The sequence below is a fragment of the Aeromonas sp. R4-2 genome (assembly GCF_040908295.1).
GTDB classification, from domain to species: Bacteria; Pseudomonadota; Gammaproteobacteria; order Enterobacterales; family Aeromonadaceae; genus Aeromonas; species Aeromonas veronii.
This window is the reverse complement of the sequence record NZ_JBFODL010000016.1, coordinates 145,668-172,222: the sequence shown is the minus strand read 5'-3', so window position 1 is coordinate 172,222 and position 26,555 is coordinate 145,668. Positions and strand designations below refer to the sequence as shown.

Annotated in this window: 22 protein-coding genes; 11 read left to right on the top strand and 11 right to left on the bottom strand. The window is 61.9% G+C overall.

The window, feature by feature from the left end; translation table 11 throughout:
- Positions 1-3 precede the first annotated feature (3 nt).
- Positions 4-3,171 (bottom strand): S41 family peptidase, encoded by a 3,168-nt coding sequence (locus AB5Y99_RS15620; RefSeq protein ID WP_368210085.1) that lies wholly within the window; start codon positions 3,169-3,171, stop codon positions 4-6.
- A gap of 279 nt (positions 3,172-3,450) precedes the next feature.
- Here AB5Y99_RS15620 and AB5Y99_RS15615 point away from each other — a divergent pair, with 279 nt between their 5' ends.
- The 6 genes from AB5Y99_RS15615 to AB5Y99_RS15590 all read left to right on the top strand — a co-directional run bounded on the left by AB5Y99_RS15615 (position 3,451) and on the right by AB5Y99_RS15590 (position 8,104).
- Positions 3,451-3,930 carry a murein L,D-transpeptidase family protein gene (locus AB5Y99_RS15615; protein ID WP_042084254.1) on the top strand — a complete coding sequence of 160 codons (480 nt, stop codon included), beginning with the start codon at positions 3,451-3,453 and terminating at the stop codon, positions 3,928-3,930.
- A gap of 183 nt (positions 3,931-4,113) precedes the next feature.
- Positions 4,114-4,758: an AzlC family ABC transporter permease gene (locus AB5Y99_RS15610; RefSeq protein ID WP_368210084.1), complete on the top strand. Its 645-nt coding sequence runs from the start codon at positions 4,114-4,116 to the stop codon at positions 4,756-4,758.
- Position 4,759: 1 nt separating this feature from the next.
- Entirely contained in the window at positions 4,760-5,095 is a 336-nt protein-coding gene (locus tag AB5Y99_RS15605) for an AzlD domain-containing protein (protein WP_005340292.1), read from the top strand.
- A 122-nt stretch (positions 5,096-5,217) separates the two neighbouring features.
- Positions 5,218-6,744, top strand: coding sequence for a YjjI family glycine radical enzyme (locus AB5Y99_RS15600; protein ID WP_368210083.1), 1,527 nt, complete (start codon positions 5,218-5,220; stop codon positions 6,742-6,744).
- Positions 6,745-6,754: 10 nt separating this feature from the next.
- On the top strand, positions 6,755-7,642 hold the full coding sequence (locus tag AB5Y99_RS15595) for a YjjW family glycine radical enzyme activase (RefSeq protein WP_368210082.1): 888 nt from the start codon (positions 6,755-6,757) through the stop codon (positions 7,640-7,642).
- 138 nt (positions 7,643-7,780) lie between these two features.
- The gene (locus tag AB5Y99_RS15590; RefSeq protein ID WP_005340296.1) at positions 7,781-8,104 is read left to right on the top strand and encodes a DUF1820 family protein; all 324 of its coding nucleotides are present in this window, start codon (positions 7,781-7,783) and stop codon (positions 8,102-8,104) included.
- 63 nt (positions 8,105-8,167) lie between these two features.
- On the opposite strand, the gene AB5Y99_RS15585 is transcribed toward AB5Y99_RS15590, so the two are convergent.
- The 3 genes from AB5Y99_RS15585 to AB5Y99_RS15575 all read right to left on the bottom strand — a co-directional run bounded on the left by AB5Y99_RS15585 (position 8,168) and on the right by AB5Y99_RS15575 (position 10,760).
- Positions 8,168-9,100, bottom strand: coding sequence for a LysR family transcriptional regulator (locus tag AB5Y99_RS15585; RefSeq protein ID WP_213387654.1), 933 nt, complete (start codon positions 9,098-9,100; stop codon positions 8,168-8,170).
- A gap of 60 nt (positions 9,101-9,160) precedes the next feature.
- Positions 9,161-10,357, bottom strand: coding sequence for an amino acid aminotransferase (locus AB5Y99_RS15580; RefSeq protein ID WP_106843868.1), 1,197 nt, complete (start codon positions 10,355-10,357; stop codon positions 9,161-9,163).
- Between the two features lie 127 nt (positions 10,358-10,484).
- On the bottom strand, positions 10,485-10,760 hold the full coding sequence (locus tag AB5Y99_RS15575) for a metal/formaldehyde-sensitive transcriptional repressor (RefSeq protein ID WP_106843869.1): 276 nt from the start codon (positions 10,758-10,760) through the stop codon (positions 10,485-10,487).
- Positions 10,761-10,831: 71 nt separating this feature from the next.
- On the opposite strand from AB5Y99_RS15575, the gene dmeF reads away from it, so the two are divergent.
- Positions 10,832-11,797 (top strand): CDF family Co(II)/Ni(II) efflux transporter DmeF, encoded by a 966-nt coding sequence (gene dmeF, locus AB5Y99_RS15570; protein WP_213387655.1) that lies wholly within the window; start codon positions 10,832-10,834, stop codon positions 11,795-11,797.
- A gap of 47 nt (positions 11,798-11,844) precedes the next feature.
- Here dmeF and AB5Y99_RS15565 read toward each other — a convergent pair whose 3' ends face one another.
- Positions 11,845-12,258, bottom strand: a complete 414-nt coding sequence (locus tag AB5Y99_RS15565) for a hypothetical protein (protein WP_139436672.1) — start codon at positions 12,256-12,258, stop codon at positions 11,845-11,847.
- Between the two features lie 262 nt (positions 12,259-12,520).
- On the opposite strand from AB5Y99_RS15565, the gene pulA reads away from it, so the two are divergent.
- Positions 12,521-16,585: a pullulanase-type alpha-1,6-glucosidase gene (gene pulA / locus AB5Y99_RS15560; protein WP_368210080.1), complete on the top strand. Its 4,065-nt coding sequence runs from the start codon at positions 12,521-12,523 to the stop codon at positions 16,583-16,585.
- Positions 16,586-16,795: 210 nt separating this feature from the next.
- On the opposite strand, the gene AB5Y99_RS15555 is transcribed toward pulA, so the two are convergent.
- A complete protein-coding gene (locus AB5Y99_RS15555) occupies positions 16,796-19,249 on the bottom strand; it encodes a zinc/cadmium/mercury/lead-transporting ATPase (protein ID WP_368210078.1) in 2,454 nt (817 codons plus the stop codon).
- 184 nt (positions 19,250-19,433) lie between these two features.
- Between AB5Y99_RS15555 and tpx the strand changes: the two genes are divergently transcribed.
- Positions 19,434-19,934 carry a thiol peroxidase gene (tpx, locus tag AB5Y99_RS15550; RefSeq protein WP_368210077.1) on the top strand — a complete coding sequence of 167 codons (501 nt, stop codon included), beginning with the start codon at positions 19,434-19,436 and terminating at the stop codon, positions 19,932-19,934.
- A 58-nt stretch (positions 19,935-19,992) separates the two neighbouring features.
- On the opposite strand, the gene AB5Y99_RS15545 is transcribed toward tpx, so the two are convergent.
- Positions 19,993-20,820: a transporter substrate-binding domain-containing protein gene (locus tag AB5Y99_RS15545; protein WP_201944156.1), complete on the bottom strand. Its 828-nt coding sequence runs from the start codon at positions 20,818-20,820 to the stop codon at positions 19,993-19,995.
- Positions 20,821-20,963: 143 nt separating this feature from the next.
- On the opposite strand from AB5Y99_RS15545, the gene AB5Y99_RS15540 reads away from it, so the two are divergent.
- A complete protein-coding gene (locus tag AB5Y99_RS15540) occupies positions 20,964-22,184 on the top strand; it encodes a DEAD/DEAH box helicase (RefSeq protein ID WP_368210075.1) in 1,221 nt (406 codons plus the stop codon).
- Between the two features lie 2 nt (positions 22,185-22,186).
- On the opposite strand, the gene AB5Y99_RS15535 is transcribed toward AB5Y99_RS15540, so the two are convergent.
- From AB5Y99_RS15535 to AB5Y99_RS15525, 3 genes are all read right to left on the bottom strand, one after another.
- Complete coding sequence (locus tag AB5Y99_RS15535) at positions 22,187-22,972, bottom strand: hypothetical protein (protein WP_159157682.1); 786 nt, start codon at positions 22,970-22,972, stop codon at positions 22,187-22,189.
- A complete protein-coding gene (locus AB5Y99_RS15530) occupies positions 22,969-24,285 on the bottom strand; it encodes a sphingomyelin phosphodiesterase (RefSeq protein ID WP_368210073.1) in 1,317 nt (438 codons plus the stop codon). The genes AB5Y99_RS15535 and AB5Y99_RS15530 overlap by 4 nt, the downstream gene beginning before the upstream one ends.
- Before the next feature lie 206 nt (positions 24,286-24,491).
- Entirely contained in the window at positions 24,492-25,322 is an 831-nt protein-coding gene (locus AB5Y99_RS15525) for a lysostaphin resistance A-like protein (protein WP_368210072.1), read from the bottom strand.
- A gap of 120 nt (positions 25,323-25,442) precedes the next feature.
- Here AB5Y99_RS15525 and AB5Y99_RS15520 point away from each other — a divergent pair, with 120 nt between their 5' ends.
- Positions 25,443-26,180, top strand: coding sequence for a substrate-binding periplasmic protein (locus AB5Y99_RS15520; RefSeq protein ID WP_368210070.1), 738 nt, complete (start codon positions 25,443-25,445; stop codon positions 26,178-26,180).
- Between the two features lie 68 nt (positions 26,181-26,248).
- Here the strand turns inward: AB5Y99_RS15520 and AB5Y99_RS15515 are convergent, their stop codons facing one another.
- Positions 26,249-26,545, bottom strand: a complete 297-nt coding sequence (locus AB5Y99_RS15515) for a hypothetical protein (protein ID WP_005348860.1) — start codon at positions 26,543-26,545, stop codon at positions 26,249-26,251.
- Positions 26,546-26,555: the final 10 nt, after the last annotated feature.

Here is a 26,555-nt window from a genome sequence, read left to right as displayed (position 1 = left end):
CAGTTATTTGGCGCTGGCTGGCAACTGCTTGAGGGCGGCTTGTACCGCCGCCTCCAGCTGCGGATCCCGTCCAGCCACCATGTCAGCCGGAGTGAGGGGCACCTGCTGGTCCGGGAGCAGCTCCTGATTCTCGTAGAAGGTACCGTCCGGTTTGCGCAGCCCCAGGGTCGGAATGCCGTAGGAGAGGCCCGGGATCAGCCGGGAGTCGTGGCTGTAGACCATGGTGCCGGTGCCGGGCACCGGATCGCCGACGATGGGACCGACCTTGAGGGTGCGGTAGTACTCGGGGAAGGCGGAGCCTTCCGAGTAGCTGCCAGCGTTGACCAGCACCACCGAAGGTTTGGTCCACTGGCGAGTGGCGGCGTCGGTTTCCCCCTTGCCCTGACGGGGCCAACTGCTGGCCATCCCCTTGGCGCTGCCGCTGCCGGTCAGAAACTCCACCAGGGTATTGGCGAGATAGCCACCGCTGTTGAAGCGGACATCGACGATCAGCGCATCGCGATTGCGCTGTCTGCCGAGGGCATCCGCCACCACAGCATCGTAGACCTCGCTATTCATTGCCGGCAGATAGACGTAGCCGACCCGTCCTCCGCTCTGCCTGGCCACCAGCTCCCGCCGTTTCTCAATCCAGCGATCCTGTTGCAGCTGGTACTCCTGCTGTTTGTCGATGGCGGTGAGCACCACCTCGTCAGTTTGCTTGTTGCCCTCCTGCTGGAAGGTGAGGGCAAGCCGGGCGCCAGCCTGATGGTTGAGGGCTCGATCCAGCTCGGCCAGATTGGCAATCGGGACGCCGTTGATGGCGAGCAGGCGGGCGCCCGAGGCGATATCGCTCTCCTGATCCAGCGGGCCGCCAGAGAGCATGGCGGTGAGCATCACCCCTTGCTCGCCATCCTGCCAGTAGCCGCCAAGGCTGGCGGTCTCGTCCGCCATGCGCGGGAAGGGGGCGGGGCCACTGCCCCAGGTGTGGGAGACATTGAGCTCGCCAGCCAGCTCCGCCAGCAGGTTGCCAAAGTCCCGCGGGTTGCCGATGCCCGTTAGCAGGCGGCGGTAAGCGGTGACATAGCTATCCCAGTTCACTCCGTTCATATCGTCCAGATAGAACTCGTCCCGGGTGAGCCGGGCGATCTGATCGAAGGCGGCGGTCATGCGTTCCTGCCAGCGGCTGGTGTGCTGTAAGGCGAAGGGGGCGCTGGTGGTCTCGCCGGAGTCGAGGTGGATCCGGGTGATCTCCCCATCCCGCACCAGGGTCGCCAGGGTGCCCTGCTGGTTGAGGCTTGCCAGCGCTGGGCCGGGCTGTTCACCAAACAGTTCGCTGGTTTTGCCTTTGCGCAGATCCTGGCTGTAGCCCTTGATCTCGCTCTCGCTGTTGACTCCCATCTCTTCCACCAGATAGATCAGCTGGTCGCCGATGATGCGGCTGGCGAGCAGGGTGCCGGTGGGTTGCAGCAGCAGCGCTTCGCGATGGTTGAGACGATCGCTCTCAAAGCCGTATCCCCCTTTCGGCGGCTCCAGCTCGGCAATGGCATCGGCTCTGGCGGCGCGGCTGCTGTAAATGCCGAGCAGGTTGGTGACGAGGGGCTCGCCATCGGGCCCCAGTGCGCCAAATCGGGTCGATTGCCAGTAGAGGATGGCGCCATCCTGGCTCCAGCCCGGTTGCCCATCCTGATAGCCGTTGAGGCTGACATTGACCGGTTTGGCCTTGGGATTGGCCGTGTCGATCACCGCGATCTCCTGCTCTGCCGCATCGGGGCGGAAGGTGAGCGCCAGATGGCGGGAGTCGGGGGCAAAGGCGAGATGCACCTCGTGGCGCGAGGGGTTGAAGCTGGCAGGCACCAGCTCCCGCTGCTTGTTGCTCGCCAGATCCAGCAGATGGATGGCCTGGCCATCCACCACGAAGGCGAGCTGTTTGCCATCGGGGGAGAGCACCGGACAGCTGATCCCCTTGTCGGGAATCGCCAGCAGCAGACTCTCGGTCAGAGTGCCGGGATCGCTGAACAGCAGATCAGGGTCCCCCTTGCGCAGGCGATAGAGGGCGGCATGCCCCTGCTGCTCCGACAGATAGATGAGGGCGCGCCCCTGCTCGGCAAAGAGAGGGCTGGATTGCTCGCTCGGGTCACGAGTCAGCTGGCGCACCCGCTCCCGCTCGGGGTCAACGGCAAACAGGTTGCCCTCGCTCACCAGGATCAGCTCGTCCGCCTCTTCGCTGACCAGCGCTTCGTCTGCCAGGGTCAGGGCCTCGCTCGCCTCATCCGGCGTGCTCGCCACTTGCGGGCTGAGGGTCAGCTTGCGTGGCTCGCTGCTACCGGCATCGAGGCGATAGAGCTCGCCCAGCCATGACCAGACCAGATCGCCATTGCGAGAGGCGCTGAGCCCCCGTACCGGATGGCCCTGATAGTGGGTCAGCTGTTGCTCCTTGCCGCTGGCAAGATCCCGGCGCCAGACGTTGAAATCGCCGCTGCGCTCGCTCAGGTAAAAGAGGGTATCTCCCTTGTCGCTCCAGACCGGATCGGTGGCCGCCACCCGATCTTCGGTCAGCTGCTTGTGCTGCTTGCCATCAAACAGCCAGAGACGGGGCACCGCGAACGAGTGCTGATGCTTGCGAAAGGGTTGATCCGCCGCGGGCATCTGATAGGCGAGCCGTTCCCCGTGGGGACGGGCCAGGGTCGCAGGCAGCGGCAGATCGGCCTGCAAGGTGCCGCCGGTGATTGGGGTCCAGTAGAGCTCGCCCCATTGGTAGCCTTCCGCGACAAAATGGTCGGCATCGGGCGCCCCCAGGCGCTGGCTGCTCAGCAACAGCCGTTTGCCATCGGCGCTGAAGGCTTGCGGCAGATCGGTGCGCGAATCGCGAGTGAGGCGCACCATCTCGCCGCCGCTGGCGGGTACCACGAACACATCCTCGTTGCCGTAGAGATTGGCGGCAAAGGCGAGCTGTTTGCCATCCGGCGACCAGATTGGCCGCTGGCTCAGGTAGTCGCTGCCGGTGAGCGCCTTAGCGGGGCCACCCTCGGCACTGGCGACAAAAATGCGCCCCTGCCAGGTGAAGGCAAGCTGCTTGCCATCGGGGGAGATGGCGGGCTCGCGCAGCCAGAGTGCATCGGCGGCGACACTGGCGGGCAGCCAGAGCAGGAGTGGCGAGAACAGCAGGGTGGCGAGGCGGCACGAAGAGCGCATGGCATGATCCTGTCGGGGAGTGGAGTGTTATCTTCGCCGATCATTGCCCCGGGTGCCAGCGCGATAATTTTTTGTATCTTGTTGTTTTAACTGTTAATTACCAATGCCAAATGACGGCGTTCAAGGAAGATGGCCATACTGCGGCAAGATATGTTTTGCCGGGCATATTGAGTATTGATGGCGATCCAATATCATGGCGCTCGCTCGCCGCTCGGCGGGCATCGTTCAGATGATCTGGTAACAAGAAAAGCCCGCACCAGAGGCTTGTCGAGGGATGGAATGAGAGCCGTATTACTGTGTTTGTTGGGGCTTTGGCCCGCATTGAGTTTTGCCTTTACCGAAAAAGCCGATTTGGTGGTGGTCAAGAAGTCGACCTATAGCCTGACCCTGATGAAGGATGGCAAAGAACTGAAGCGCTACTGGATTGCTCTGGGCCCGGCGCCCAAGGGGCACAAGCAGCAGGAAGGGGATCAGCGTACGCCGGAAGGGCGCTACACCCTCGACTACAAGAAGACCAATTCCGGCTACTACAAAGCCATCCATATCAACTATCCGAACCTGGATGACATCAAGCGCGCCAATGAGCTGGGTGTTCGTCCGGGTGGCATGATCATGATCCACGGCCAGCGCAACAGCATTGGCAACCGCAGGGTTCAGCCTTCCAACTGGACCAACGGCTGCATCGCCATGCTCAACCACGAGCTGGATGAGGTGTGGGACGCGATTGATCCGGGTACGCCCATCGTCATCGAGCCCTGATCCCCTTGTGCACGCCCGCGACTCCGCGGGCGTTTTATTTCCCGCCAGTGATAACGTGACAGCGCTTGCTGTCCCGTGCTAGTTTTTTCGGCTTGCTTTGGCTGTGACAAGGAAGATCACATGATGTCAGTAACGAGCGTGCCCGAGCGAACGGGGATGCTCTAGTGGCGTGCCACACTGGATATGCTCCCGCTCTCCATTTCGGTGATCCCCTGGGGGATCCTGTGTGGCGCTTTGGCGTTGCAGGCAGGGCTGAGTCCGCTTCAGGCTCAGCTGATGTCGTTGCTGGTCTACGCCGGAGCCGCCCAGCTCTCGGCCACGACCCTGTTCGGGGCGGGCACACCCCTGCTGCCCATCATGGGCTCCACCATGGTGATCACTTCCCAGCATCTGCTATACGGCTTCACCTTCCGCCGTGACGTATTGCCGCTCTCCCTGCGCTGGCGGGCCAGCCTTGCTTTTTTCCTGACTGATGAGATGTTCGCTGTGGCGCTGAAAGACCGGGAGCGCAGCGGCCACTTTGATCCGGCCTACGCGCTCATCGCGGGATTCGTCTTCTATCTGTTCTGGAATCTGGCGACCCTGCTCGGCATCGCGGCCGGCCAGTACATCGATGAACTGGACAGCATGGGGCTGGATTTTGCCATCGCAGCCACCTTCATCGCCATGACCATTCCCGCCATGAAAAACTTGCCCATGGTGGCGGCCACTCTGGTGAGCGGCGGCACAGCGTTGCTTACCAAGCCGCTGCTGGCGGAGATCCACATCATCGTCTCGGCTCTGGCTGGCATGGTGGTGGGCTATGTGCTGCACCGGATGAGGAGGTAGCGTGAGCTGGCTGATGATTGGCTTGCTGGCCCTGATCACCTTTTTCAACCGCTTCGCCTTCTTTTCTCGGTTGACCCGATATCAGCCGGGTGCCGAGATGGGGGCGTTTCTCGGCTTTTCGGCCCAGTCGGTGCTGACTGCAATCTGGTTGCCCATCGTCTTTAGCTACGAGCCGGGGATAGGTCTTGACTGGGATCCTGACTACCTGACTGCCACCCTGTGGGTAATGCTCTTGACCCTGTTGCGGCTACCGACTCTGGTTGTGGTGGTGGGCGGAATGGGGGGCTTCTTTCTGCTGCGCTGGCTGGGAGGCATAGCCGAGCTCTTACCTTGGTGAAGCGCGAGCCGTGATCTTGTGTAATGGATGTCATTATTCGACATCCGTCATGTCATGAATGTCACTTCAAAAAAAGCCTGCAAATGGTGAGGATATGGGTTCTATCCGTGGAGGAGTGTCCCATGTCTTTGATCGAAACCTGTCAGCGCATCGTGCGCGATCCCCATCTCTCCGCCGCCCAGAAGAGCCACGCGCTGGCGCTGGCCGCCGAGAATGCGTTGCCCTACCCCGACCTGCCTGCCGCAGTCGCCGAGGCGATGGAGCAGGGATTTATCTGCGACATGTTCGAAGGGCACGCCCCCTACAAGCCGCGTTATGTGCTGCCGGACTATGAAAAATTCCTGACTCAGGGCTCTGCCTGGCTGGAGCTGGCGGCGCCGCAGGATTTCGACGAGGCGCTCAACGCCCTGCGCATCCTCTATCACCATGTCCCCTCAGTCACCGGCATGCCGGTCTGGCTGGGTCGGCTCGACCATCTGCTGCTGCCGTTTGTCGGCGAACTGGATGACGAGACCCTCTATCGCAAGCTGAAGGGGTTCTGGGTCTATCTGGACAGGGTGCTGCCGGACGCCTTCATGCACGTCAACATCGGGCCGGATGACAACCGTATCTGCCGCCTGATCTTGCGCATCGACAACGAGCTCAAGCAGGTGGCGCCGAACCTCACCTTCTTCCACGATCCGGAGCAGACCCCGGACAGCCTGCTGCTGCAGGCGGTGAAGAACATCGCCGAGTGCAGCAAGCCGCACATTGCCAACTACCCGATCCATCGCGATACCTTTGACCAGCGTGGTTTTGGCATCGTCAGCTGCTACAACGCCCTGCCGCAGGCGGGTGGCGCCAATACCCTGGTGCGCATCTCCCTCAAGCGGGTCGCCGAGCAGTGTCAGGGGATCGACGACTTCCTCGGCTGCCTGCTGCCCCACTACTGCCGCTTGGCCTCTCAGCTGATCGAAGCGCGGGCCGCCTTCCTCCACGATGAGTCCGGTTTCTTCGACAGCTTTCTGGTGAAAGAGGGGCTGCTGGATGAGGATCGCTTTGTCCCCATGTTCGGCATCTACGGCATGGCGGAAGCGGTCAATATCCTGATGGATAAAGAGAATCTGCCGGATCGTTACGGCCATGGCGAGGAGGCGAACCAGCTTGGCTATCGCATCTCGGCTCAGCTCTCGGAATATGTCACTGCGACGCCGCAAACCCATGCCTGGGGTGGTCGTGCGCTGCTGCACTCGCAAGGTGGCCTCAGCATCGATGTGGCTGTCACCCCCGGGGTGCGCATTCCCTACGGGCAGGAGCCGGATCCCGCCAGTCATGTGCTGGCGCTGGCGCCGCACCACACTTATTACCATTCGGGGATCAGCGAGATCCTGACGCTGGATCCCACCATCCGCCAGAACCCGCAGGCGCTGTTGCAGCTCTGCAAGGGGGCGCTCGCTATCGGTATGCGCGAGTTCACCGCCAACGTGGCCGACAGCGATCTGGTGCGGGTGACCGGCTACATGATCCGCAAGAGCGACGTGGCCCGCTTCGCAGAGGAGGGGTCGCGCTTGCAGACCACCTGTCTCGGTGCCGAGGCGAGTGAAGTGACCGCCATTCGTCAGCGGGCTCCGCGAGTGGTCGCCCACGAATCGACTATCGGCGAGTATTGAGTTCGCACCGATGGCTGATGTTTTGCCAACACGCAGCGCCTTGGTAAGCAGGGTGCTGCCGTTCTCCTGTGTCGACGGGCCGGGCAACCGGCTGGTGCTGTTTCTGCAAGGGTGCAACTTTCGTTGTCCCGGCTGCCACAACCCGCACACCATAGGGCTGTGCGACGATTGCGGTGACTGCCTTGCGGTCTGTCCGAGCGGCGCCCTGACCTTGAGCGAAGGCAAGGTTCATTGGCAGGCAACGCTCTGCACCGATTGCGACGCCTGTCTGGATGTCTGCCCGCGCAGTGCCAATCCCAAGACCACAACCATGACGGTGGCCGAGGTGTTGGCCCTGCTGCGCCGCTACGGCCCATTGCTGAGCGGGATTACCGTCTCCGGCGGCGAGGCGACTACCCAGCTCCCCTTTGTGGTTGCGCTGTTTGCCGCCATCAAGGGCGCGCCGGATCTGACCCATCTCACTTGCCTGCTCGACAGCAACGGTTCTCTGGCCGAAACCGGCTGGCAGCGGCTGCTGCCGGTGCTCGACGGCGCCATGCTCGATCTCAAGGGCTGGCGCGACTCGGTCCATCACACCCTGACCGGCTATGGCCGCGAGCGGGTGCTGGGGTCGCTGCAACTACTGGCACGCCACGGCAAGCTGGCCGAGTTGCGGCTGCTCCATGTGCCGGGCAAGAGTGATTTTCTGGATGCGAATGGTGAGCTTGACGCGGATCTTGCCGCCTTCTTGCAGCAGCTTGGGCCTGTGCCCATTCGCCTCAACGGTTTTCGCCACCACGGGGTGCGGGGAGAGGCGGCGCAATGGCCGCAGGCTCACCAAACCGAGCTGGAACAGCTGGCCAGCCGTTTGCGCACAGCGGGATTGGGGCCGGTCTCACTGCCTGCCTTGATGGGCTGAGTGGCTGCGTCATCCGGTGACCGTCATGGCGTGAGGAGCGGCATGGAAAGGCCGCAACTGTGATTTCTGTCTATTGGAGGGGGCGAAAACGGCGGCTAGAATAATGGCCATCTTCTTACCTCTCAATGACAGATAATCATGAGTGAAAGCAAGGCGTTATATCGGGTTCAGTTTATTTGCCACAGCGAGCGCTACGAAGTCTATGTGCGCGAAGTCAATCAGGGCCAGCTGTTCGGTTTTATCGAGATTGCCGACTTTGTCTGGGACAACCACACGGCGCTTATCGTCGATCCCAGTCACGAGAAGCTCAAGAGCGAATTTGCCGATGTGCGCCAGACCCTTATTCCCATGCATCAGGTGCTGCGCATCGATCAGGTGAAAAAGCAGGGGGCTGCCCGCATCACGGATCTGGGCAGCAACGTCGCCTCCTTCCCCAGCCCCATCTATACCAAACGTCCCTGATCCCTTATTGCCGTTGATGTTTCGCCGCGGTGAAACATCAATCATTGCTCTCTGTCGTCCGGCTCAGGGCTCAATCAATTCGCGACCCAGTTGCAGGATCCGATGGCGGAACCAGTGGCGGGCCGAGCCATCGCCGGCTGGGCCATACCAGACCAGACTGTGGCTTACCTTGCCGTAATCGAACGGGACCGGCCTGATCGCCAGATCCTGCTGGCTGGCCATGCGTGTCGCCCAGCCACCGATGGCGGTGAGGATGAGATCGCTGTGAGGTAGCAGGGCTGCGGCGCTGGCAAAATCGGGCAGGGTGGCGCCAATCTGGCGGCGTACCTGCTGCTGGGCCAGGCTCTGTTCGAAGAAGGGGTTGGCCAGCTCGCTGTCGCGGATGGCGATGTGGCGCCAGCTCAGGTAAGCATCGAGATCCCATGGCTGTGCCAGCGCCGGATGATCCTTACGCAGCAGGCAGACCAGCTGCTCTTCCCGGAGTGTCTCCCACACCAGCCCTTGCTGGCGCGGCAGTGGCTGGCTCTGATCGTGAGGCAGAATGACGAAGTCGAGCTTGCCCGCCGCCAGCGCCTCCAGCCCCTGCTCATCCTTGTTGCGGATCTCCGGCACCATGCCGGGCACCTCTCTCATCAGTTGCCCCAAGATCGGCCCCACCGGCCAGCTCATCACACTCTCGCGCAATCCCAGCCGCAAGGTGCCTTGCCACTGTTGGGGGTCGAAGGCGTTCTGGCGGGTCAGTCCGCTCAGTTCGCTCAGCAGTCGGTGCAGGGTCGGGGCCAGCCGTTCGGCAAAGGGGGTGAGCAGCAGCTGGTTGCCCTGGCGGTAGAGCAGCTGGTCGCCGAGCTGTTCACGCAGCTGATTGAGGGTCTTGCTGACGGTAGAGGGGGTGGTGCAGAGCCGCTCTGCGGTGCGGGTGACACTCTGGTTGTCGAGCAGCAAGTGCAGGGTGACCAGATGGCGACCGCCCAATCTCGAGAGTGCGATCAGATCCATAAAGACTCCACAAGCGAATGAAACAGACAAAAAGCCCCGCCAAAGCGGGGCTGATGCGGATTAGCCCTTGAGCACCGCGGCCATGGCGTCAGCCACATAGTCGACGTTGCGGCTGTTGAGGCCCGCCACGCACATGCGGCCGGAACGCACCAGATAGACGGCGAACTCCTCGCGCAGGCGATCTACCTGCTCCGGGGTGAAGCCGGTGTAGCTGAACATGCCGCGCTGGTTGATGAAGTAGCTGAAATCACGGCACGGTACCTTGGTGTTCAGCACCTCGAACAGCTTCTGGCGCATCGCCTTGATGCGGGTGCGCATCTCGGTCACTTCATCGACCCACATGGCGTGCAGCTCGGGCTGGCTCATCACCGCCGCGGTGATCTGGCTACCGTGGGTGGGAGGGCTGGAGTAGTTGCGACGCACGGTGGCCTTCATCTGGCCCAGCACCCGGCTAGCCTCTTCGGCATCCTTGCAGATGACCGACAGGCCACCGCAGCGCTCGCCGTAGAAGGAGAGGTTCTTGGAAAACGAGTTGCTGACGAAGAAGCTGACACCGGCGGCCACCATGGCGCGGATGGCGTAGGCATCCTCTTCCAGTCCGTCACCGAAGCCCTGATAGGCGATATCCATAAAGGGGATCAGGTTCTTCTCGACCACCAGCGCAATCACCCGATCCCACTGGGCGCGGGAGAGATCCACCCCGGTCGGGTTGTGGCAGCAGGGGTGCAGCAGCACGATGCTCTTGGCCGGCAGGGTGCTCAGGCAGTCGATCATCTCATCGAACTGCACGCCGCCAGTGGCCGCATCGTAGTAGGGGTAGTCGTGCACCTTGATGCCGGCTCCCTCGAACATCGCCTTGTGGTTGTCCCAGGTCGGATTGCTGACCCATACCTCGGAGGTCGGGAAGTAGCGCTTGAGCAGATCGGCGCCGATCTTGAGCGCGCCTGAGCCGCCGATGGTCTGGATGGTGGCGATACGTCCCGCCTTGACCGCTTCATGGTCGGCACCAAACAGCAGGTGCTGCACCGCGGTGCGGTAGTTGGCGGCGCCTTCCATCGGCTGGTAGGGGCGCGGGGCCGGGGCGGCGGCGCGCTGGGCTTCGGCCTGCTGCACCGACGGCAACAGCGGAATGCGGCCCTGCTCGTCGTAGTAGAGGCCAATCCCCAGGTTCACCTTCTGCTCGCGGGTGTCTTTGTGGAAGGTCTCGACCAGGGTCAGGATGGGGTCGCCAGCATAGGCATCGACGTGTTCAAACATGGGGGATCCTTGAAATTGACTGTCCAGTAAAACCGGCGGTCAGCCGGGCTGGACATCATGGCGCAAAGCTGGCGGTGGCTCAAGCCCGACGCTGGTCGAGCCTGAAGGGATGGCGCCGCCATCCTGCTTACTTCAAATAGGATCGCAGGACGCTGACCACCTGATCCAGATCCTCCAGCCGCTCGGCCGGGGTGGCATCGGGGGCGCCGAGATGCTCGCGCATATGCCCTTCCAGCACCTCCAGCATCAGGCCGTTGACGGCGCCGCGGATGGCGGCGATCTGCTGCAAAATAGCGGCGCACTCGCTCTCCTGCTCCAGCGCGCTCTCCAGCGCACCGGCCTGTCCCTTGATACGGCGCACCCGTGCCAGCAGCTTCTTTTTGTCGTGAATGGTGTGGGACATGACGGATCCTCTCGATCAATAAAACTATACTGGGGTATAGTATATTGCATCATCGCTCTCAGGAGAAATCCATGTCATCCCTCGCTCAATCCCACTGCCATCACCCCGTCATCCACGAGGGCAATCCGCTGGCTGAACAGAAGACCCGCTGGGCCGTATTGCTGACCGTCATCATGATGGTGGCGGAGATCGGCGGCGGCTGGTTCTACAACTCCATGGCGCTGCTGGCCGATGGCTGGCACATGAGCTCCCACGCGCTGGCGCTCGGTCTCTCGATGCTGGCCTATCGTGCCGCCCGCCACTTCGCCCGCGACCACAGATTCAGCTTCGGCACCTGGAAGATCGAGGTGCTGGGTGGTTTCACCAGCGCCCTGTTGCTGGTGGGAGTGGCAGTGTTGATGCTGTTCGAGTCGGTGTTCCGGCTGCTCGATCCCAGCCCGATCCACTATCAACAAGCGATCGCTATCGCGCTGGTGGGGCTGCTGGTGAACCTCGCCTGTGCCTGGCTGCTCAAGGATGATCACGGCCACCATCACCATGGGCATGACCACCATCATGAGCATCACGACCACGATCATCATCATGACCATGACGATCACCACGGCCATCAGGATCTCAACCTGCGCGCCGCCTATATCCACGTGCTGGCGGATGCGGCCACTTCCGTGCTGGCGATTCTGGCGCTGACGGGAGGTATGTTGTGGGGGGCCGACTGGCTCGACCCGTTGATGGGTATAGTGGGTGCCGGACTGGTGGCGGTATGGGCCTGGGGTCTGATGCGCGACTCCGGCCGGGTGCTGCTGGATGCCGAGATGGATACCCCGCTGGTGGCGGAGATCCGCGAGGTCATCGCCGAACTGCCGGGCACTGATATTCGCGATCTGCACGTCTGGCGGGTAGGGCAGCAGCAGTATGCCTGCGTGCTCTCTTTGCTGATGGTCAATCCGCTACCGGCGCAGCAGATCCGCGAACGGTTGGCGATCCATGAAGAGCTGGTGCATGTGACCATCGAGATCGCCAGCGAACAGGATAAATAACGGGGGCCCTTGGCCCCCTTGGTTTCAGTGCCGTTGGCACTCTGATGTCAGTGCGGCTGCCCGGTGATTTCATCCTGGGGCTTGTGTTGCCACACAGCGCCGAGCAGCAGCTTGAGCAGCAGTCCGGGCGGGTTGTCCAGCAGCTTGCCGGACTCCAGCAGCAGCTGACCATCGGCGCGAAACCCGAGGCTGGCATCTATGGTGCCATCCTCCGAGACCACCTGGATCAGGCCATGGAGGGCGGAGCGCTCACCGGGCTGACAGCGCAGCCGCAGTTCGCGGGGTTCCCCCAACAGGGTGAAGGCGCGGCTCAGCGGGGGCGAGTCTTCATAATCGGGCCAGTTGAAGAAGTGATACTGCTCGGCCAGGGCGCCAGCCTGCTGGCAGAACTGGTCGAACAGCTGCCCGATCGCCTGATACTCCTGATCGAGTCGTCTTGCCTGCTCTTCAATCCGTTTCATTGTTTACTCCTTGTCTATCCACTTGATCAGACATTGCTTTTCTGACCCCGTGACTGCCGTTTTCCAGATATGAGGCCAAATGGCTGCGAGGTCTGTGAGCCGGATCGAAGTTTCAGTCTGAAAACGTTATCTTGTTGAAACTGGATGGTTTTTTTGCCCTTCCGCTCACATTTGAATCGATTGCTGATGATTAATATGGCACCGCCTGGCAATGACCGGGTGCTCGACTATCGAGACTAACTACAGCGGGAATTATAAAAATATGGATATGAAAAAGACCAAAGTGGCGCTGGTAACAGCCTCACTGCTCGCGCTTTTGTCTGGCTGTAATGACAACAGCTCTGATGCCTCCGGTGTGAACCCCGTCCCCCCTACACCGCCTACACCTGAAGTCACCGATGGGCCTGTCGCTCGTCTGCCCAAGATGGATCCCCCGAAAGAGTTGCTGGTTGCTGGCGAAAATCAGGTGGTCATTGCGCTGGTGGATACCCAGTCGGCAGCCAAAGGGGCCAAGGCACCGTTTGACAGCCACAGCCTGCACCTTTGGAACAACGACGCCTGCCAGGCAACGGCTGATAGTGGCCTGAATACTGGGTGGGATGACAAGAGCAAGACTCCAGCCACCGCCGACAGCTTTGGTCCGGCCTGGGTCGTGCCGCTCAAAAATGTGGAAGGGTGCATCAACTTTATCGCCCGCAACGGCGATCTGGCCAACCTGACCGGCAGCGATATGAAGGTGATCTTCAGTGAGCACCCGGATCGCACCGTGGCCATCGTTGCGGGCAAGAAAGATCTGTTTGGCAGCCGTGCCGAAGCCTTTACCGCCGCCTTTGGCGTGGCGGGGGCCAGCGCTCATCTGATCGATGGCAATACCCTGATCTGGCAAGGGGGCAAGGACAAGCCCCACGTTCGCCTCTATTACACCGACTCGGGCACCATCAAGGCCAATGCCGATGGGGTGTTCGATTTCCCCTATATCAGCCTGACCGCGACCAGCCTCACTGCCGAGCAGCAGGCCAAATATCCGCATCTCAAGGATGCCGCCGCCTTTGCCCTGCCTGTCGGTAAAGATCTCAAGCCTCTGCTCAAGGGCGAACTGGTGGCTATCGGCACTGATGCTGACGGCATTTTGCAGGGGGCAACCCTGGTGCAGAGTGCCGGCGCTCTCGATGCGCTCTATGCCCCAGAGGCGACCAAGCTGAGCTATGGTGCCGTGGTGGAGGGAAACCGGGTGACCTTCCGCCTCTGGGCGCCGACCGCCAAGTCGGTCAAGCTGGCCCTCTACAACGCCAGCCACCAGAAGAGTGGTGAAGTGGCCATGACCTTCGACAGCGCCAGCGGCAGCTGGAGTTACGAAGGGGGCAGCGAGCTGATCGGCCAGTTCTACCGCTACGACATGGAGGTTTACCATCCGCTGAGCCGCAAGGTTGAGCACTATGAGGTGACCGATCCCTACTCCTTGAGCCTGGCGATGAACTCCGAGTTCAGTCAGGTAGTGGATCTCGACGATCCGGCCCTGAAACCGGAAGGATGGGACAGCCTCAAGGCGCCCCACAGCCAGCAGAACCCCGCCGATATCACCATCTATGAGGCCCATGTTCGCGACCTGACCGGGAACGATGCCTCCACCGATGAAGAGAAGCGCGGCAAATTTGTCGGTCTGACCCAGCCCGACTCTGTACCGGTCAACCATCTGAAAGCGCTGGCAAAAAGCGGCGTCAGCCACCTGCACCTGCTGCCGGTGTTCGATATCGCCACCGTCAACGAGGATCCGGCCAAGGTGGCCAATCTCGGCGATGACTTCAGCAAGCTCTGTCAGGTCAATCCGGATGTGAAAACCTCGAAGTTTGGCAGCTACTGCGGTGGCGGTCAGACCGTGGGGGATGTGCTGGCCGACCTGCAAGGGGGCGACAGCAAGGATAATCCGCAGGTGCAGGAGCTTTCCGGTTACCTGCGCGGCGTCGACTCCTTCAACTGGGGTTATGATCCCTACCACTACACCACGCCGGAAGGCTCCTACGCCACCAACGCCGAGGGCACCAAACGTATTCTGGAGTTCCGCGAGATGGTCAAGGCCATCAAGCAGAACATCGGCATGAACGTGGTGATGGATGTGGTCTACAACCACACCAACGAATCCGGGCTCGGCCCCAAGTCGGTGCTCGACAAGATAGTGCCCTGGTACTATCAGCGCCTCAATCCGGAGACCGGCTCGGTGGAGAACTCCACCTGCTGCTCCAACACGGCGCCGGAGCACGCCATGTTCGCCAAGCTGATGGATGACTCCCTGGTCACCTGGGCGCGCGACTACAAGATCGACGCCTTCCGCTTCGACCTGATGGGCCACCATCCGAAAGATCAGATGGTGCAGGCGCTGGCCGCGGTGAAGAAGGTCAATCCCGAGATGTACTTCTACGGCGAGGGGTGGAACTTCGGCGAAGTGCAGGATGACAAGCGCTTCGTGCAGGCGACCCAGAAGCATCTGGGCGGTACCGGTATCGGCTCCTTCTCCGACCGCTTGCGCGATGCGGTGCGCGGCGGCAGTCCGTTCGACGGTGGCGATACCATTCGCAAGACCCAGGGCTTTGGCAACGGTGCCTTCGTCGATCCTAACGAAATGAGCAAGGTGGATCTGGCGACGGCCTTGCACCAGTCCGATCTGGTGCGGCTCGGCATGGCGGGCAACCTCAAGGAGTTCGTGCTGACCGACAAGGATGGCATGCCGAAGAAAGGCGCCGAGATCGACTACAACGGTCAGCCTGCCGGTTATGCCCAAGATCCGGTGGAAGTGCAGAACTACGTCGACAAGCACGACAACCAGACCCTGTTCGACAACCTGATCTACAAGGCGCCTGCCGGAGCCGATCTGGTGCGGATGCAGGGGGTATCTCTCGCCACCGCCATGTTGGGTCAGGGCATTCCCTTCACCCACGCCGGTGTCGAGCTGCTGCGTTCCAAATCCATGGAGCGGGACAGCTATGACTCGGGCGACTGGTACAACAAGGTCGACTACACCCTGGCCGACAACAACTTCGACAAGGGATTACCGCGCAAGGACAAGGATGGCGACAACTATCCGCTGATCGAGCAGGTGCTCGGCAAGCATGCCAAGCCGGGCTCGGCCGAGATGGCGCAGATGGTGAGCTTCTATCAGGAGCTGGCGGAGCTGCGCAACTCCTCCCGCCTGCTGCGTCTGGGTAGCGGTGCCGAGGTGATCAAGCGGGTCGACTTCCGCAATACCGGCCCGGATCAGGAGCCCGGCCTTATCGTCATGACGGTGGATGATGGCGTCAGTGCCGGGGCGGATTTTGATCCGGCCATCGACGGTCTGGTGGTGATGATCAACGCCAGCAACCAGAGCCAGAGCATCGGCGACTTCCGTGACGGCAACGATCAGCCCATCGATCTGAGCGGTATGGTGCTTAGCAGCAAGCATCGCGCAGTCGGCAGCATCGCTAGCGGCGCCGCCTATGACAACGGCCAGCTGACGCTGGGGGCCTGGTCTGCTGCCGTGTTCGTCAAGCCGCAGTCTGGCGCACAGGGCATAGGTCTGCCGGTCAGCAAGAAGACCGACCTGAGCACGCTGCCACCGTTTGGCAACACCGATGTTTATCTGAAGGGGTTCCTCGGTGAATGGGGTGAGACCAACCAGATGACCTTCAGTAGCAACTTCATGTATGAATTCACCACGGAAGTACAGGCTGACAAGCTGGGCTCAACCGAGGTGAAGATTGCAGATGCCAGCTGGGGGCCAGTCAACTACGGCAGCTGTAACGCCGGTGACAAGCTGGTGGTCGGCACTCCGCTGACCCTTTGCAAGGGTGGGGATACCGGCAACATCGGGCTCGATCTGGCCAAGGCGGGCAGCTACAAGTTCGTGTTTACCGCCATGAACAAGGACAAGCCCACCCTGAGCGTCAGCTTCACCGAGCCGGTGCAGAGCTGCAAGGTACTGGATACGGTGGCGGGCAATCCGCTCGGCTACAACCTGTTCGTCAAGGGGGAGCTCTCCGGCTGGGCCGCTCAGCCCCAGTACCAGTTGAGCTACAAGGGAATGGACGGCGATCTCGCCATCTATCAGGCAGCCTTCAACTACACCGGCAGCACCGAGTTCAAGGTCGCCAACGAGGACTGGAGCAAGGAGTACCTGCTCAACGGTGGCGGCGCGGTGAACGCTGAAACCGGCTATTCGTTCGCCTTCTCCAAGGGTGGCAGTGCCAATAACAGCATCACCCTGCCGCAGGGGCTGTGGAGTGTGCTGGTGAAGGTTGACCCGGCTGGCGTCAAGGCGGGTACTGCCGTCATTCAGGAGTGCAGCGTCAAGTAAGCAAGCCATTGAGTCCGGGGGATGGCTCGGCGCCCCCGGGTTGAATTCCACCTTGCCAAGGGTGGGATAACTCCGAGAGAGTAAGCAAAGCGCGACTGCCGACCGGCAGGCGCGCTTTTTCTTTTACGGGGTGCCGTGAGAGAAATGAGAGGAAAAAGAAAAGCCGTTCCGGTTGGGGGACGGCTTTTGGTTGGGATGCTATCGGCAGGCTTAACGCTTGCGCAGCAGGCGCAGGGCGTTGGCGGTGACCAGTGCGGTGGCGCCGGTATCGGCCAGCACCGCAATCCACAGGCCGGTGATGCCGAGCAGGCTGGTGACCAGGAAGATGGCCTTCAGCCCCAGCGCCAGCGCGATATTCTGGTGAATATTGGCCAGTGCCGCCCGCGACAGCCGGATCATCGCGGCGATGCCACCGAGCTGGTTGTGGGTCAGCGCCGCATCGGCGGTCTCCAGCGCCACATCGGTGCCGCCCCCCATGGCGATGCCGATACTGGCCCGCTTCATGGCGGGGGCATCGTTGATGCCATCGCCGATCATCGCGACTTTCTGCGAGCTGGCGAGCTTGGCAATTTCATCGACCTTGCCCTCCGGCAACAGGCCGGCGCGCCAGCCCATGCCCAGCTCGGTGGCGATCGCCTCGGCAGCGTTGGAGTTATCCCCGGTCAGCATGATGCTGTTGAGCCCGAGCCGGTTGAGTTCTTGCAGCGCGGTGGCGGCTTCCGGCCGGATCTGATCCCGCAGCGCCAGCAGGGCGACCGGCAGCGCCTGGTCGCCGCTGCTCTGGCAGAGCACCACAACGGTCTTGCCCTGCCGCTCCAGCGAACCAATCCGGGTTTGCTGTTCCATATTCAGGGCCGCCACCCGGCTCGGTGCCAGCAGTTGCCACAGTTCACCGTTGATGCGTCCCTCAACCCCCATGCCCGGCAGTGTGCGCAGGTCGCGGGCCTCCGCCAGCGTCAGCCCCTGTTCGGTCGCGTTGGCGACCACGGCGCGGGCCAGCGGGTGGTGGGAGCCCTGCTCGATGGCAGCCGCCAGTGCCAGCAACTCGGTCTCCGGTTGGCCATTGAGGCTCACCAGCTCGGTCAGCTGCGGCTTGCCCAGGGTCAGGGTGCCGGTCTTGTCAAACGCCACGGTATCGATATGGGCCAATCGTTCCAGCGCGGCCCCCCCTTTGATCAGCGCCCCCTGACGGGTTGCGGCGGCCAGCGCCGAGGTAACCGCTGCCGGGGTGGAGATGACCAGCGCGCAGGGGCAGCCGATCAGCAGCAGCGCCAGCCCGCGATAGATCCACTCGTCCCAGCTCTGGCCGAAGGCAAGGGGCGGCACCAGCACCACCAGCAGGGCGACCAGCATCATGGCCGGGGTGTACCAGCGGCTGAAGCGGTCGATAAAGCGCTCGATGGGCGCGCGCTGACTTTCGGCCTCCTCGATGAGGTGTAGAATGCGGTCGATGGCGTTGTTGCCGGGCTCGGAGACGACTTCAAGGCGCAGCACTCGATCTGCAGCCAGACTGCCGGCCGGCACCTTGTCACCCTGACGGCGTTCCACCGGAATGGATTCACCGGTCAGGGCGCTCTCGTCAAACGCACCGAGCTTATCGAGCAGGCGGGCATCGGCAGGTAGACGGGCACCCGGGGCGATTTCGATAATGTCGCCGGGACGCAGCTCATCGGCGCCGACCTCTTCGCGCACCTCGCCCTCGGCAGTGGTACGGATGCGCAGCGCCTTGTCAGGCACCAGCGCCATCAGCGCGGTCACTCCGGCCCGGGCGCGTCCGGCGGCGTAGGCCTCCAGATGTTCACCCAGCATAAAGAGCAGCAGCACCATGGCCGCTTCGGCGGTTTCACCGAGGAACAGGGCGCCCAGGGCGGCCACCGTCATCAGGGTCTCGATGGCGAAGGGGGAGCCGCTTTTGGTCAGCGCCCACGCCTTGCGGGAGATGGGCCACAGGCCCCAGAGGGTGGCCAGGGTAAAGAGCGGCTGACCGAACTCTTTCGGCAGCAGGGCGGCGACCAGCATCAGACTGGCCAGTGACAGGGGCTGCCAATATTTGCCCAGTGTGGTCAGCAGCGGGCTTTGGCGTGTTGCTTCCTTTGTGATTGTGTGGGCTGTATTGGCCTGAGCACCCTTGAGCTGGAAACCGGCGGCCAGCACGGCGGCGGTGACGGGATCTGGGGAGAGGCCTGGGGCCAGATCCACTACCAGCTTCTCGGTGGCAAACAGCACGCGCGCCTGTTGCACGCCGCTCACCCGGCTGACGGCGGTCTCGATCTTGCGGGCGCAGCTGGGGCAATCCATCCCCAATACCTGCCAGCTGTGGCGGCTGTTGCCTTGTACCGGTGCAACTAGCGGGTCGGCAGGGGGCATATCGTGCTCATGCTCATGCTCATGCTCATGCTCATGTTTATGATCGTGAGCTGGCGATAAGGGGGCGCTGCAGCACGCTTTATCGTGACAGCCCCCTCGGGGAGGCTCTTCATCCCCGGGGGATTCATTGCCGTCACGGGATGCGTGCTCATGAGGTGTCTGGGTTGAACAGCAACTGACGGGCGTGGTGTTGTCGCAGCAGTGGCTATCGTGGTGATGCTCACTCTGGCCGGAGGCCGCCTTGCTGACGGCCTTGATGGGGGCAGCGTGCTGATGATTGCAGCAGGATTTGCTCATGATGAGTCCCTCTTGATGGATCCCGCCCCTGCGAGATCCCTGATTACCGAGAAGGAGTCTAAACCTTGGTGTTAAGTCCAAGGTCAACCCCTTTATATCCCTTGTCTTCGCGGGTGTTTGTCTGGTCCCGCCGCCCCTATACTGATCACCCGGATTTTTACTACACCAATAAAGGACATAACACATGAGCAACTCAGTCACTCTGCAAGGCAACCCGGTCTCCGTCGCTGGTCACTTCCCGGTCGCCGGTGAGCAAGCCAAGCCCTTCTCCCTGGTGGCCAAGGATCTCTCCGACGTGACCCTGGCAAGCTTTGCCGGTCAGCGCAAAATCCTGAACATCTTCCCGAGCGTCGATACCCCGACCTGCGCGACCTCTGTGCGCAAGTTCAACGAGCAAGCCAGCGCGCTGGAGAACACAGTTGTGCTGTGCATCTCCGCCGATCTGCCGTTCGCCCAGTCCCGCTTCTGCGGCGCCGAAGGTCTGGACAAGGTAATGACCCTCTCCACCCTGCGCGGTGCGGCCTTCATGGAAGATTACGGCGTGGCCTTCTCTTCTGGCCCGCTGGTAGGTCTGACCGCTCGCGCCATCGTGGTGCTGGATGGTGACAACAAGGTGCTGCACAGCGAGCTGGTCGCCGAAGTGGCCGACGAGCCGAACTACGCTGCGGCGCTGGCCGTGCTGTAAGGCTGCAAGCCATAAAAAATCCCGCTTCGGCGGGATTTTTTATGCGGGAATTATCCGTTCAGGGCGTAGCTGGCGGGGTGGTCGCCGGTTCAGCCTTGGCGGTTGGGGAGGGTTGCCACTCCACATAGGGGCGGTGGATCTTCTCGTAGATCTCGGCCAGTTTGCCGGTGGCGGCCAGCTGATCAATGGCTTGGCGGAGAAATTCGTCCATCTCATCACCAGCAGTCCCTTTCTGGATGATGAAGACATCCTCGAAATCCCCGAAAAATTCTCGCCTGATATTGGTCAGCCCCAGCTGCTTGAGCATCAGGTCGGCCTCCTCTTGCGCCCAGACAAAGGCGTCGATACGGCCGCGTGAGAGCTTGCGCAGTGACTGCTCGATACTCATCGAGCGCTGCACCGGGAAGGGCATATAGTCGGGAACCGCCTCGATCAGCAGATCCCGTTTGGTGGGCACTATGCCGTAGGCCATATCTGTGGTGACCGGATAGGCGGTATTGCTGTAAATCACATGGGCAACCTTGCCAAAACTGCGGGTACTGAAACGATAAGCCAGCATATCGATATCCTTGAGGTTGCGGATGGCGGGCAGCCCCAGATCAGCCTTGCCGGAGATCACCCCAGCCATGGCACGGGCGATGGGGTAGATAGTGATCTTGATGGTTACATCGGGGTAGAGGTCATCGATGGCGTGTACCAGATCGACAAAGGGGCCTGTCTTGTCGGCATTGATCAGCCCCGGCAGCTCGCCAAGGTGGGCATTGAGGATGCGCATCGGTTTAGACGGCTCGGGGGCAGCGTCGTTCTCCGGAGTCTGCGACAGGCCGAGGGTGGCGCTGCCGAGCAGGGTGACCACGAGCAGCAGAAGGGGGATGTGTCTGGTCATGGCGAGTCTCTCTTGGTGATGGGTCAGCTAAAGTGTAGTCAGCCGGTCGCCAGTCCCCTCGGTCAGGCCATCATGGATAGGGTTTTACTTCTCGGCCCCCGCTCACTAGACTTCGCCTCCCACTTCTTTGTTGACGTAGCGCCATGACCTTTAGCGAACTTGCCCTCCATCCCGCTCTGCTTGCCTCTTTGCCCGCCACCTTGCAGACGCCGACCCGCATCCAGCAGCTGGCCATTCCGGCTGCGCTGGCGGGGCAGGATCTGCTGTCGCTGGCCCAGACCGGCAGCGGCAAGACCCTGGCGTTTGGCTTGCCGCTGCTGCAACGGCTGGATCCTGCCTCCAGCCAGGTGCAGGGTCTGGTGCTTGTGCCAACTCGCGAGCTGGCGATTCAGGTCACTGCCGCGCTAAAAGAGGGCGCCGAGGCGCTGGTGCTGCGTATCGTGACGTTGTGTGGGGGCGTTGCGCAGGAGCGGCAACAGGCCGAACTGGCGCAGGGGCCACAGCTGCTGGTCGCCACGCCGGGGCGGCTGCGGGATCTGCTGACCCAGCAACTGTTGGGGCTGGATGGTTTGCAATTGCTGGTGCTGGATGAAGCGGATCGCCTTCTGGAGATGGGCTTTGCTCCCGACATCAAGGCGCTGCTCGGCGTTATTCCGGCGGATCGCCAGACCCTGCTCTTCTCCGCCACCTTGCCTGCCGAGCTGGAGGCGCTAGCCAACGGCCTGCTGCGCGAGCCTACCCGTATCGAGGCCAACCCCCTCAATAGTGTGGTGAACGAGATCGAAGAGCGGCTCTATCTGGTCAACAAAAGCAGCAAGGTACCGGCGCTCATCAGCCTGCTCAAGGAGCAGGCGTGGCCGCAGGTGCTGGTCTTTATCAGTGCGCGGGATGATGCCGACGGGGTTGCCAGAAAGCTGTCCAAGGCAGGTATCGCTGTGGCTGCCCTCCATGGCGAAAAAGAGCAGGCGGTGCGCGAGCAGGCGCTCGGCGATTTCAAAGAGGGCAAAATTCGGGTGCTGGTGGCCACCGACCTGATGGCGCGCGGCATCCATGTGGAGGCGCTGCCGGTAGTGATCAATCTGGACTTGCCCGCCAGCGCCCCCGTCTATGTACACCGCATCGGTCGTACCGCCCGGGCTGGCCGCGAGGGGCTGGCCATCTCGCTGGTTTGTCATGGCGAGAGTGACATGCTGCAAGCCATTCGCACCCTGACCGGCCGCGAGCTGCCGTTGGGCGATCTGGCGGGATTCCCGGTTACCGACCAGCCTGCCAGTGGGGAGGGCAAGCGCCCCCCGCGTGACAAGCAGGCCAATCGCCGTACTCAGGCCAAACGCAGCGTCAAGCAGTTCAAGGGCAAGCGCTGACCTCAGGGTTTGCCTTGCTCCCGCGCGAAGAAGTCACGACGCCACTGACTCAACACCTCCTCCTTGTGTTGTTGCCACAGGGCAGGATCCATCTGCTGTTGGCTGACCGCCAGTTGCTGCTCCAGCTCGGCCAGCTCTCGCTGGTAGCGGCTGCGTTGATCCAGCTGCTGCTGGCGCGCCCCGGCAAACACCAGCGTGGCTTCGGCCTGCTCTGAGGGCAGGAAGTGGCGGGCCAGGGTGGCTAGCTCCTCATCTCCCCAAAGCTGACGAGCTTGCTGCAGGCGGGCATCCGGGTTGAACAGATCCACCGCCAGATCCGGATGATCCGCTGCCCACCGGTCCTGCAAGCGGCTGAGGGCGTCCAGCCGCTCGGCCAGCGGCAACTGCTCGCTCTCCTGCGCCAACTGATCCAGCGCCAGGGCATAGCGCCCCTGTAACCGGATCAGACTCTCCCCCTTGTTCAGCCACCCGGCCTCTGTTGCTTCCAGATTGCTCACACGCTGCGCCAGCGGCAACTCGCTGTCGCTGATCTCGCTGGCAAGCTGGTTGATCAGTTCATCCGGCATCGCCTGCCAGCTGCTGGGCACTTCTTTGCTTTTGCCATCCATCCCCTCAGCGTTTGGTATGCGGGGAGGCGGGATCCCCGGTTCTGCTGGCAACTGCACATCGGCCGGAGAAGGCGCCTCCGACCGTTCTGGCGATATCGGGGACTGCTCTTCCTGCCAGCCCAGATTCACCAGCAAAAGGGTCAGGATAGCCAGCGCCAGTATCCCGTAACGGCGAGTCATCGGCTGATCTCTCCCTTGACCGGGAAGTGGTCTGAGAGGTTGCTGGCGGGCCAGAGGCTGCCATCGCTGCTGCGCGGGATCCAGACCGTGTTGAGGTTGTGGCTGGCGCTGCCGTACTCCCGGCTCACCATCAGATAGTCCAGATACTCGACGTTAGCGCCACCGGAGAGCGGGCCACCGGCATAGGGGTTGATCCTGGGATCGAAGGTGGCTTCGGTATAGCCGCCATAGGCGGGTTCATAGGCGTTCAGATTGGCCAGCATGTTGGCGTAGTCATCGGCAAACTTGCGTTTGTTGACGTTGAAGTCGCCGCCGTAGATGACGGTGTCCGTGGTCGGGATCTTGAGGCTGGCAGCCAGAGAGCGGATCTGACCGAACTGGATCTGCCGCAGCTTGCGCGCCTCGTCGGTGTCAAAGCTGGCGGTGTGGGTGGCGAACAGGTGCCACGCCTTGCCCCCCTTGATCACCTCGGCGTACATCACCCCCTTGTCGGCGAAGCAGTCGGTGCCGGTGCATTGGGGATAGACCAGCTGGGCCTCCCGCACTATGGGATAGCGGCTGACGATCACCACGCCGCCGTCATGAATGTTGACCCCGGGCTTGTCGAGTACTTTGGTCTGGTAGGGGTACTCTTTCGCCAGCGCCTGTAAAAAGCCCTCACGGCGGCCATCGAATACCTCTTGCAGCAGCAGGGCGTCATAGCCCTTGAGATAATCAGGCAGTAGGGTCAACCGCTCGCCGATGCTGGAGGCGATCACCGGCAGCGCCCAGATGTTGTAGCTGGCCACCTTGAGCCTGTTTTCTGCCGGTTCCGGTTGCTCCCGTTTTTGGGGGGGCGTGATCATATAGTGCAGATCGTCGTAGCGGCCGGTGAACTTGGCGGCAAAGGCCAGCTCTTGTGGCCCTGCAACGCGATGGATCGCCCGATCGTTTTGCCAGCCGGATGCGCTGGTCGGTGTCTCGCCACCGTGCTGCAAGGTGGTGTTCCACCAGGTTCCCTCCATCAGCTGGTTGAGCCGATAGACGTCGCCACCCGCTGTGGTCACGCGGGTTTCGAACAGATAGCTCTTGCCCGCCTTGACCCCCTCATAGCGATTGAAGCTGAGCACCATGGCACTCTCCCACGGGCCCAGCTCGGTACGGTGCTGGCTCCACTGACTGCCGGGTTGCAGCTGGCCGCTGCCGCTTTGGCGGATGTCGATCTGGAGCGGTTCAGGACTGTTGTTGGTGAGATAGACATCGGTATCGGCCAGTGCCAGTTGCGGGAACTGGCTGACCAGCAGCAGGGCGGCATAACTGAGGGTTTTCTGCATCACAGGATCCTTTTGGTTGCAGGGCAATGGAAAGTGACTGTTATGGCGAATGCAGAGGTCAGTTTGTTTACATTTTGGTTACAAGTAAATGAATTGGTTTTGTTTGGAGCTTTATGGAGGTGTAAAGCGAGCGAGGTAGCACGCTTAAAGAGAGAGGGGGGAGGTGCGAGGGAAGGCGCCCGTGTCGGGCGCCTTCACTTCAGGAGTTAGCGGTGGGCCAGCGGGTAGGTGAAGAGCGCCAGATGGGCGAAGTTGAAGGCGAAGTGGATCAGGATAGCCACGGAGAGTCGCTCGCTGAGCTGGAATACCAGGCCATAGCAGCAGCCTGCCAGGGTCGCAAACAGCGCCAGCAGTGGGCCACCGGGCAGGTGAATGGCTCCGAACAGTAGCGCGGCCACGACGATGCCAATCCAGGGGCGGTAACGCTCGGTCAACCCCTGCTGGATCGCGCCGCGAAACAGCGCCTCTTCCGCCACGCAGGTGAACAGCAGATTGTTGAGTGCAAACAGCCACCACCAGTGGGGCAGACCCACTTCCGGTTTCAGTGCCCCCAACTGCCAGGCGATGACCAGCAGAGCACCCAGCGGCAGCAGCAACAGCGCCAGCGGGCGCCAGCGGATTGCTCCCCCCTTGCCCAGCAGCATCGGGCAGGCCAGCAGCAAGCCAAAGAGCAGCAGCGGTTTGTCGAGGTTCAGATACATGTTGAACGGCACGCTGGCGGGGCCTGCCAGCGCCTGATCCAGCACCTTGAGATTGTTGAAGCCGGGGATCAGGTGCAGGGTCAGCGCAATCGCCCAGAGGATCAGCACCACTCTGGCCGCCATCGCCCGGCGGGCGGGGAGGGTTGGCGTACGCCACGCCAGCAGTAATCCTGCGACCGAGACCAGCAGGGCGGGTAGCGTCATTCGGTCAAGCCACAGGGCCAGCAGCAGGGAGAGTCCCAGCAGGGCAAAGGCGGGAAGACGCTGGCGGAAGAGGGCAAGCAGCACGGCCAGCGCCAGCGCGCCCCAGATAAATGAGTCGGGAAGGGGTAACATTGGATCTCCTTGATCGAGGCAGGCGGCAACCTTAACAAGAGGGCGTCAGCAGGACAACCGCGCAGGAGGTGGTCGGATCCCTTCTCTATACTCATCAACAGGGTAAAGGGAGAGCAGCTGATGAAGCACTGTCTGTGGTTGTTGTGTTGTTGGTGTGTCTGGCTGCAGGCCGCACCCTTGCTGCTGGTGACCGGTGAGTTCACCCCTTATACCGGCAAGGCACTGCCTGAAGGTGGCGAGAGCACCAGGCTGGTGACGACCCTGCTGCAAGAGGCCGGGTATCGAGAGCTCCAGGTCGACTACCTGCCCTGGCCCCGCGGCTATCAGTTGACCCGCAATGGGTTGGTCGCGGCCACCTTCCCCTACGCCTGGACTGCCGAGCGGGCCAAGCTCTTCCACTACAGCGCTCCCATTCATATAGATCGCCTCTCCTGGTTCACCTATCGGGGGAGTGAGGCCATTCAGGCTGGCCGCTGGCAAGGGTTGCGTGTCTGTATTCCGCTGGGGTGGAGCACCAGCCATGCCGACGGGGTGATCAAGCGTTTCGGGCTGGATCTGCAGCGCCCCAAGACTCTGGCACAATGTCTGCAACTGCTGGCTCGCAAACGGATCGATCTGCTGCCGATGAACGAGACGGTGACCCGGGATGCCAGCCGTCAGCTGTTTGGCGACCCCTGCCATCTGCAGGCATTGCCCCACTTTCGCCAGAGCGATACTTTTTATCTGATCATTTCACGGCAGTACCCGGAGGCCGCCAGCCTGCTTGAGCGCTTCAATCATGCCCTGGCTGCCGCCCGTGCCGATGGCCGCTATGACCAACTGATCTCCCGAGCCGGAAAGGGGATCGATTGCCGTTGAGAGTGCACGGCCGGAAAACAAAAAGCCGGAGCAGTGGCTCCGGCTTTCTTTTATGCCTTCAGGGGCGATTAGCGGCCTGATTCTGCGATCACGCGGGCGATGATATCGGCGCGCTTGCCGGCTTCCAGTTCGCCCAGGGCGATCAGGCCAGCCTTGAAGATGACGTTCTTCGGCAGGCTGACATCGTCCAGCGTGGCGATCGCTTCAACGTGCATGCCGTTCAGACGGCTGGCATCGCGCGGGCTCAGGTTGACCTGAGTGTTCATCACCTGCTTGCCTTTCTTCTTGGCAGGTGCAGCCGCTTTCTTGGTGGATTCCTGTTCTTCGTCTTCCGGCAGTTCGTCATCAAAATCGTAAATAGACATAGTCAATCCT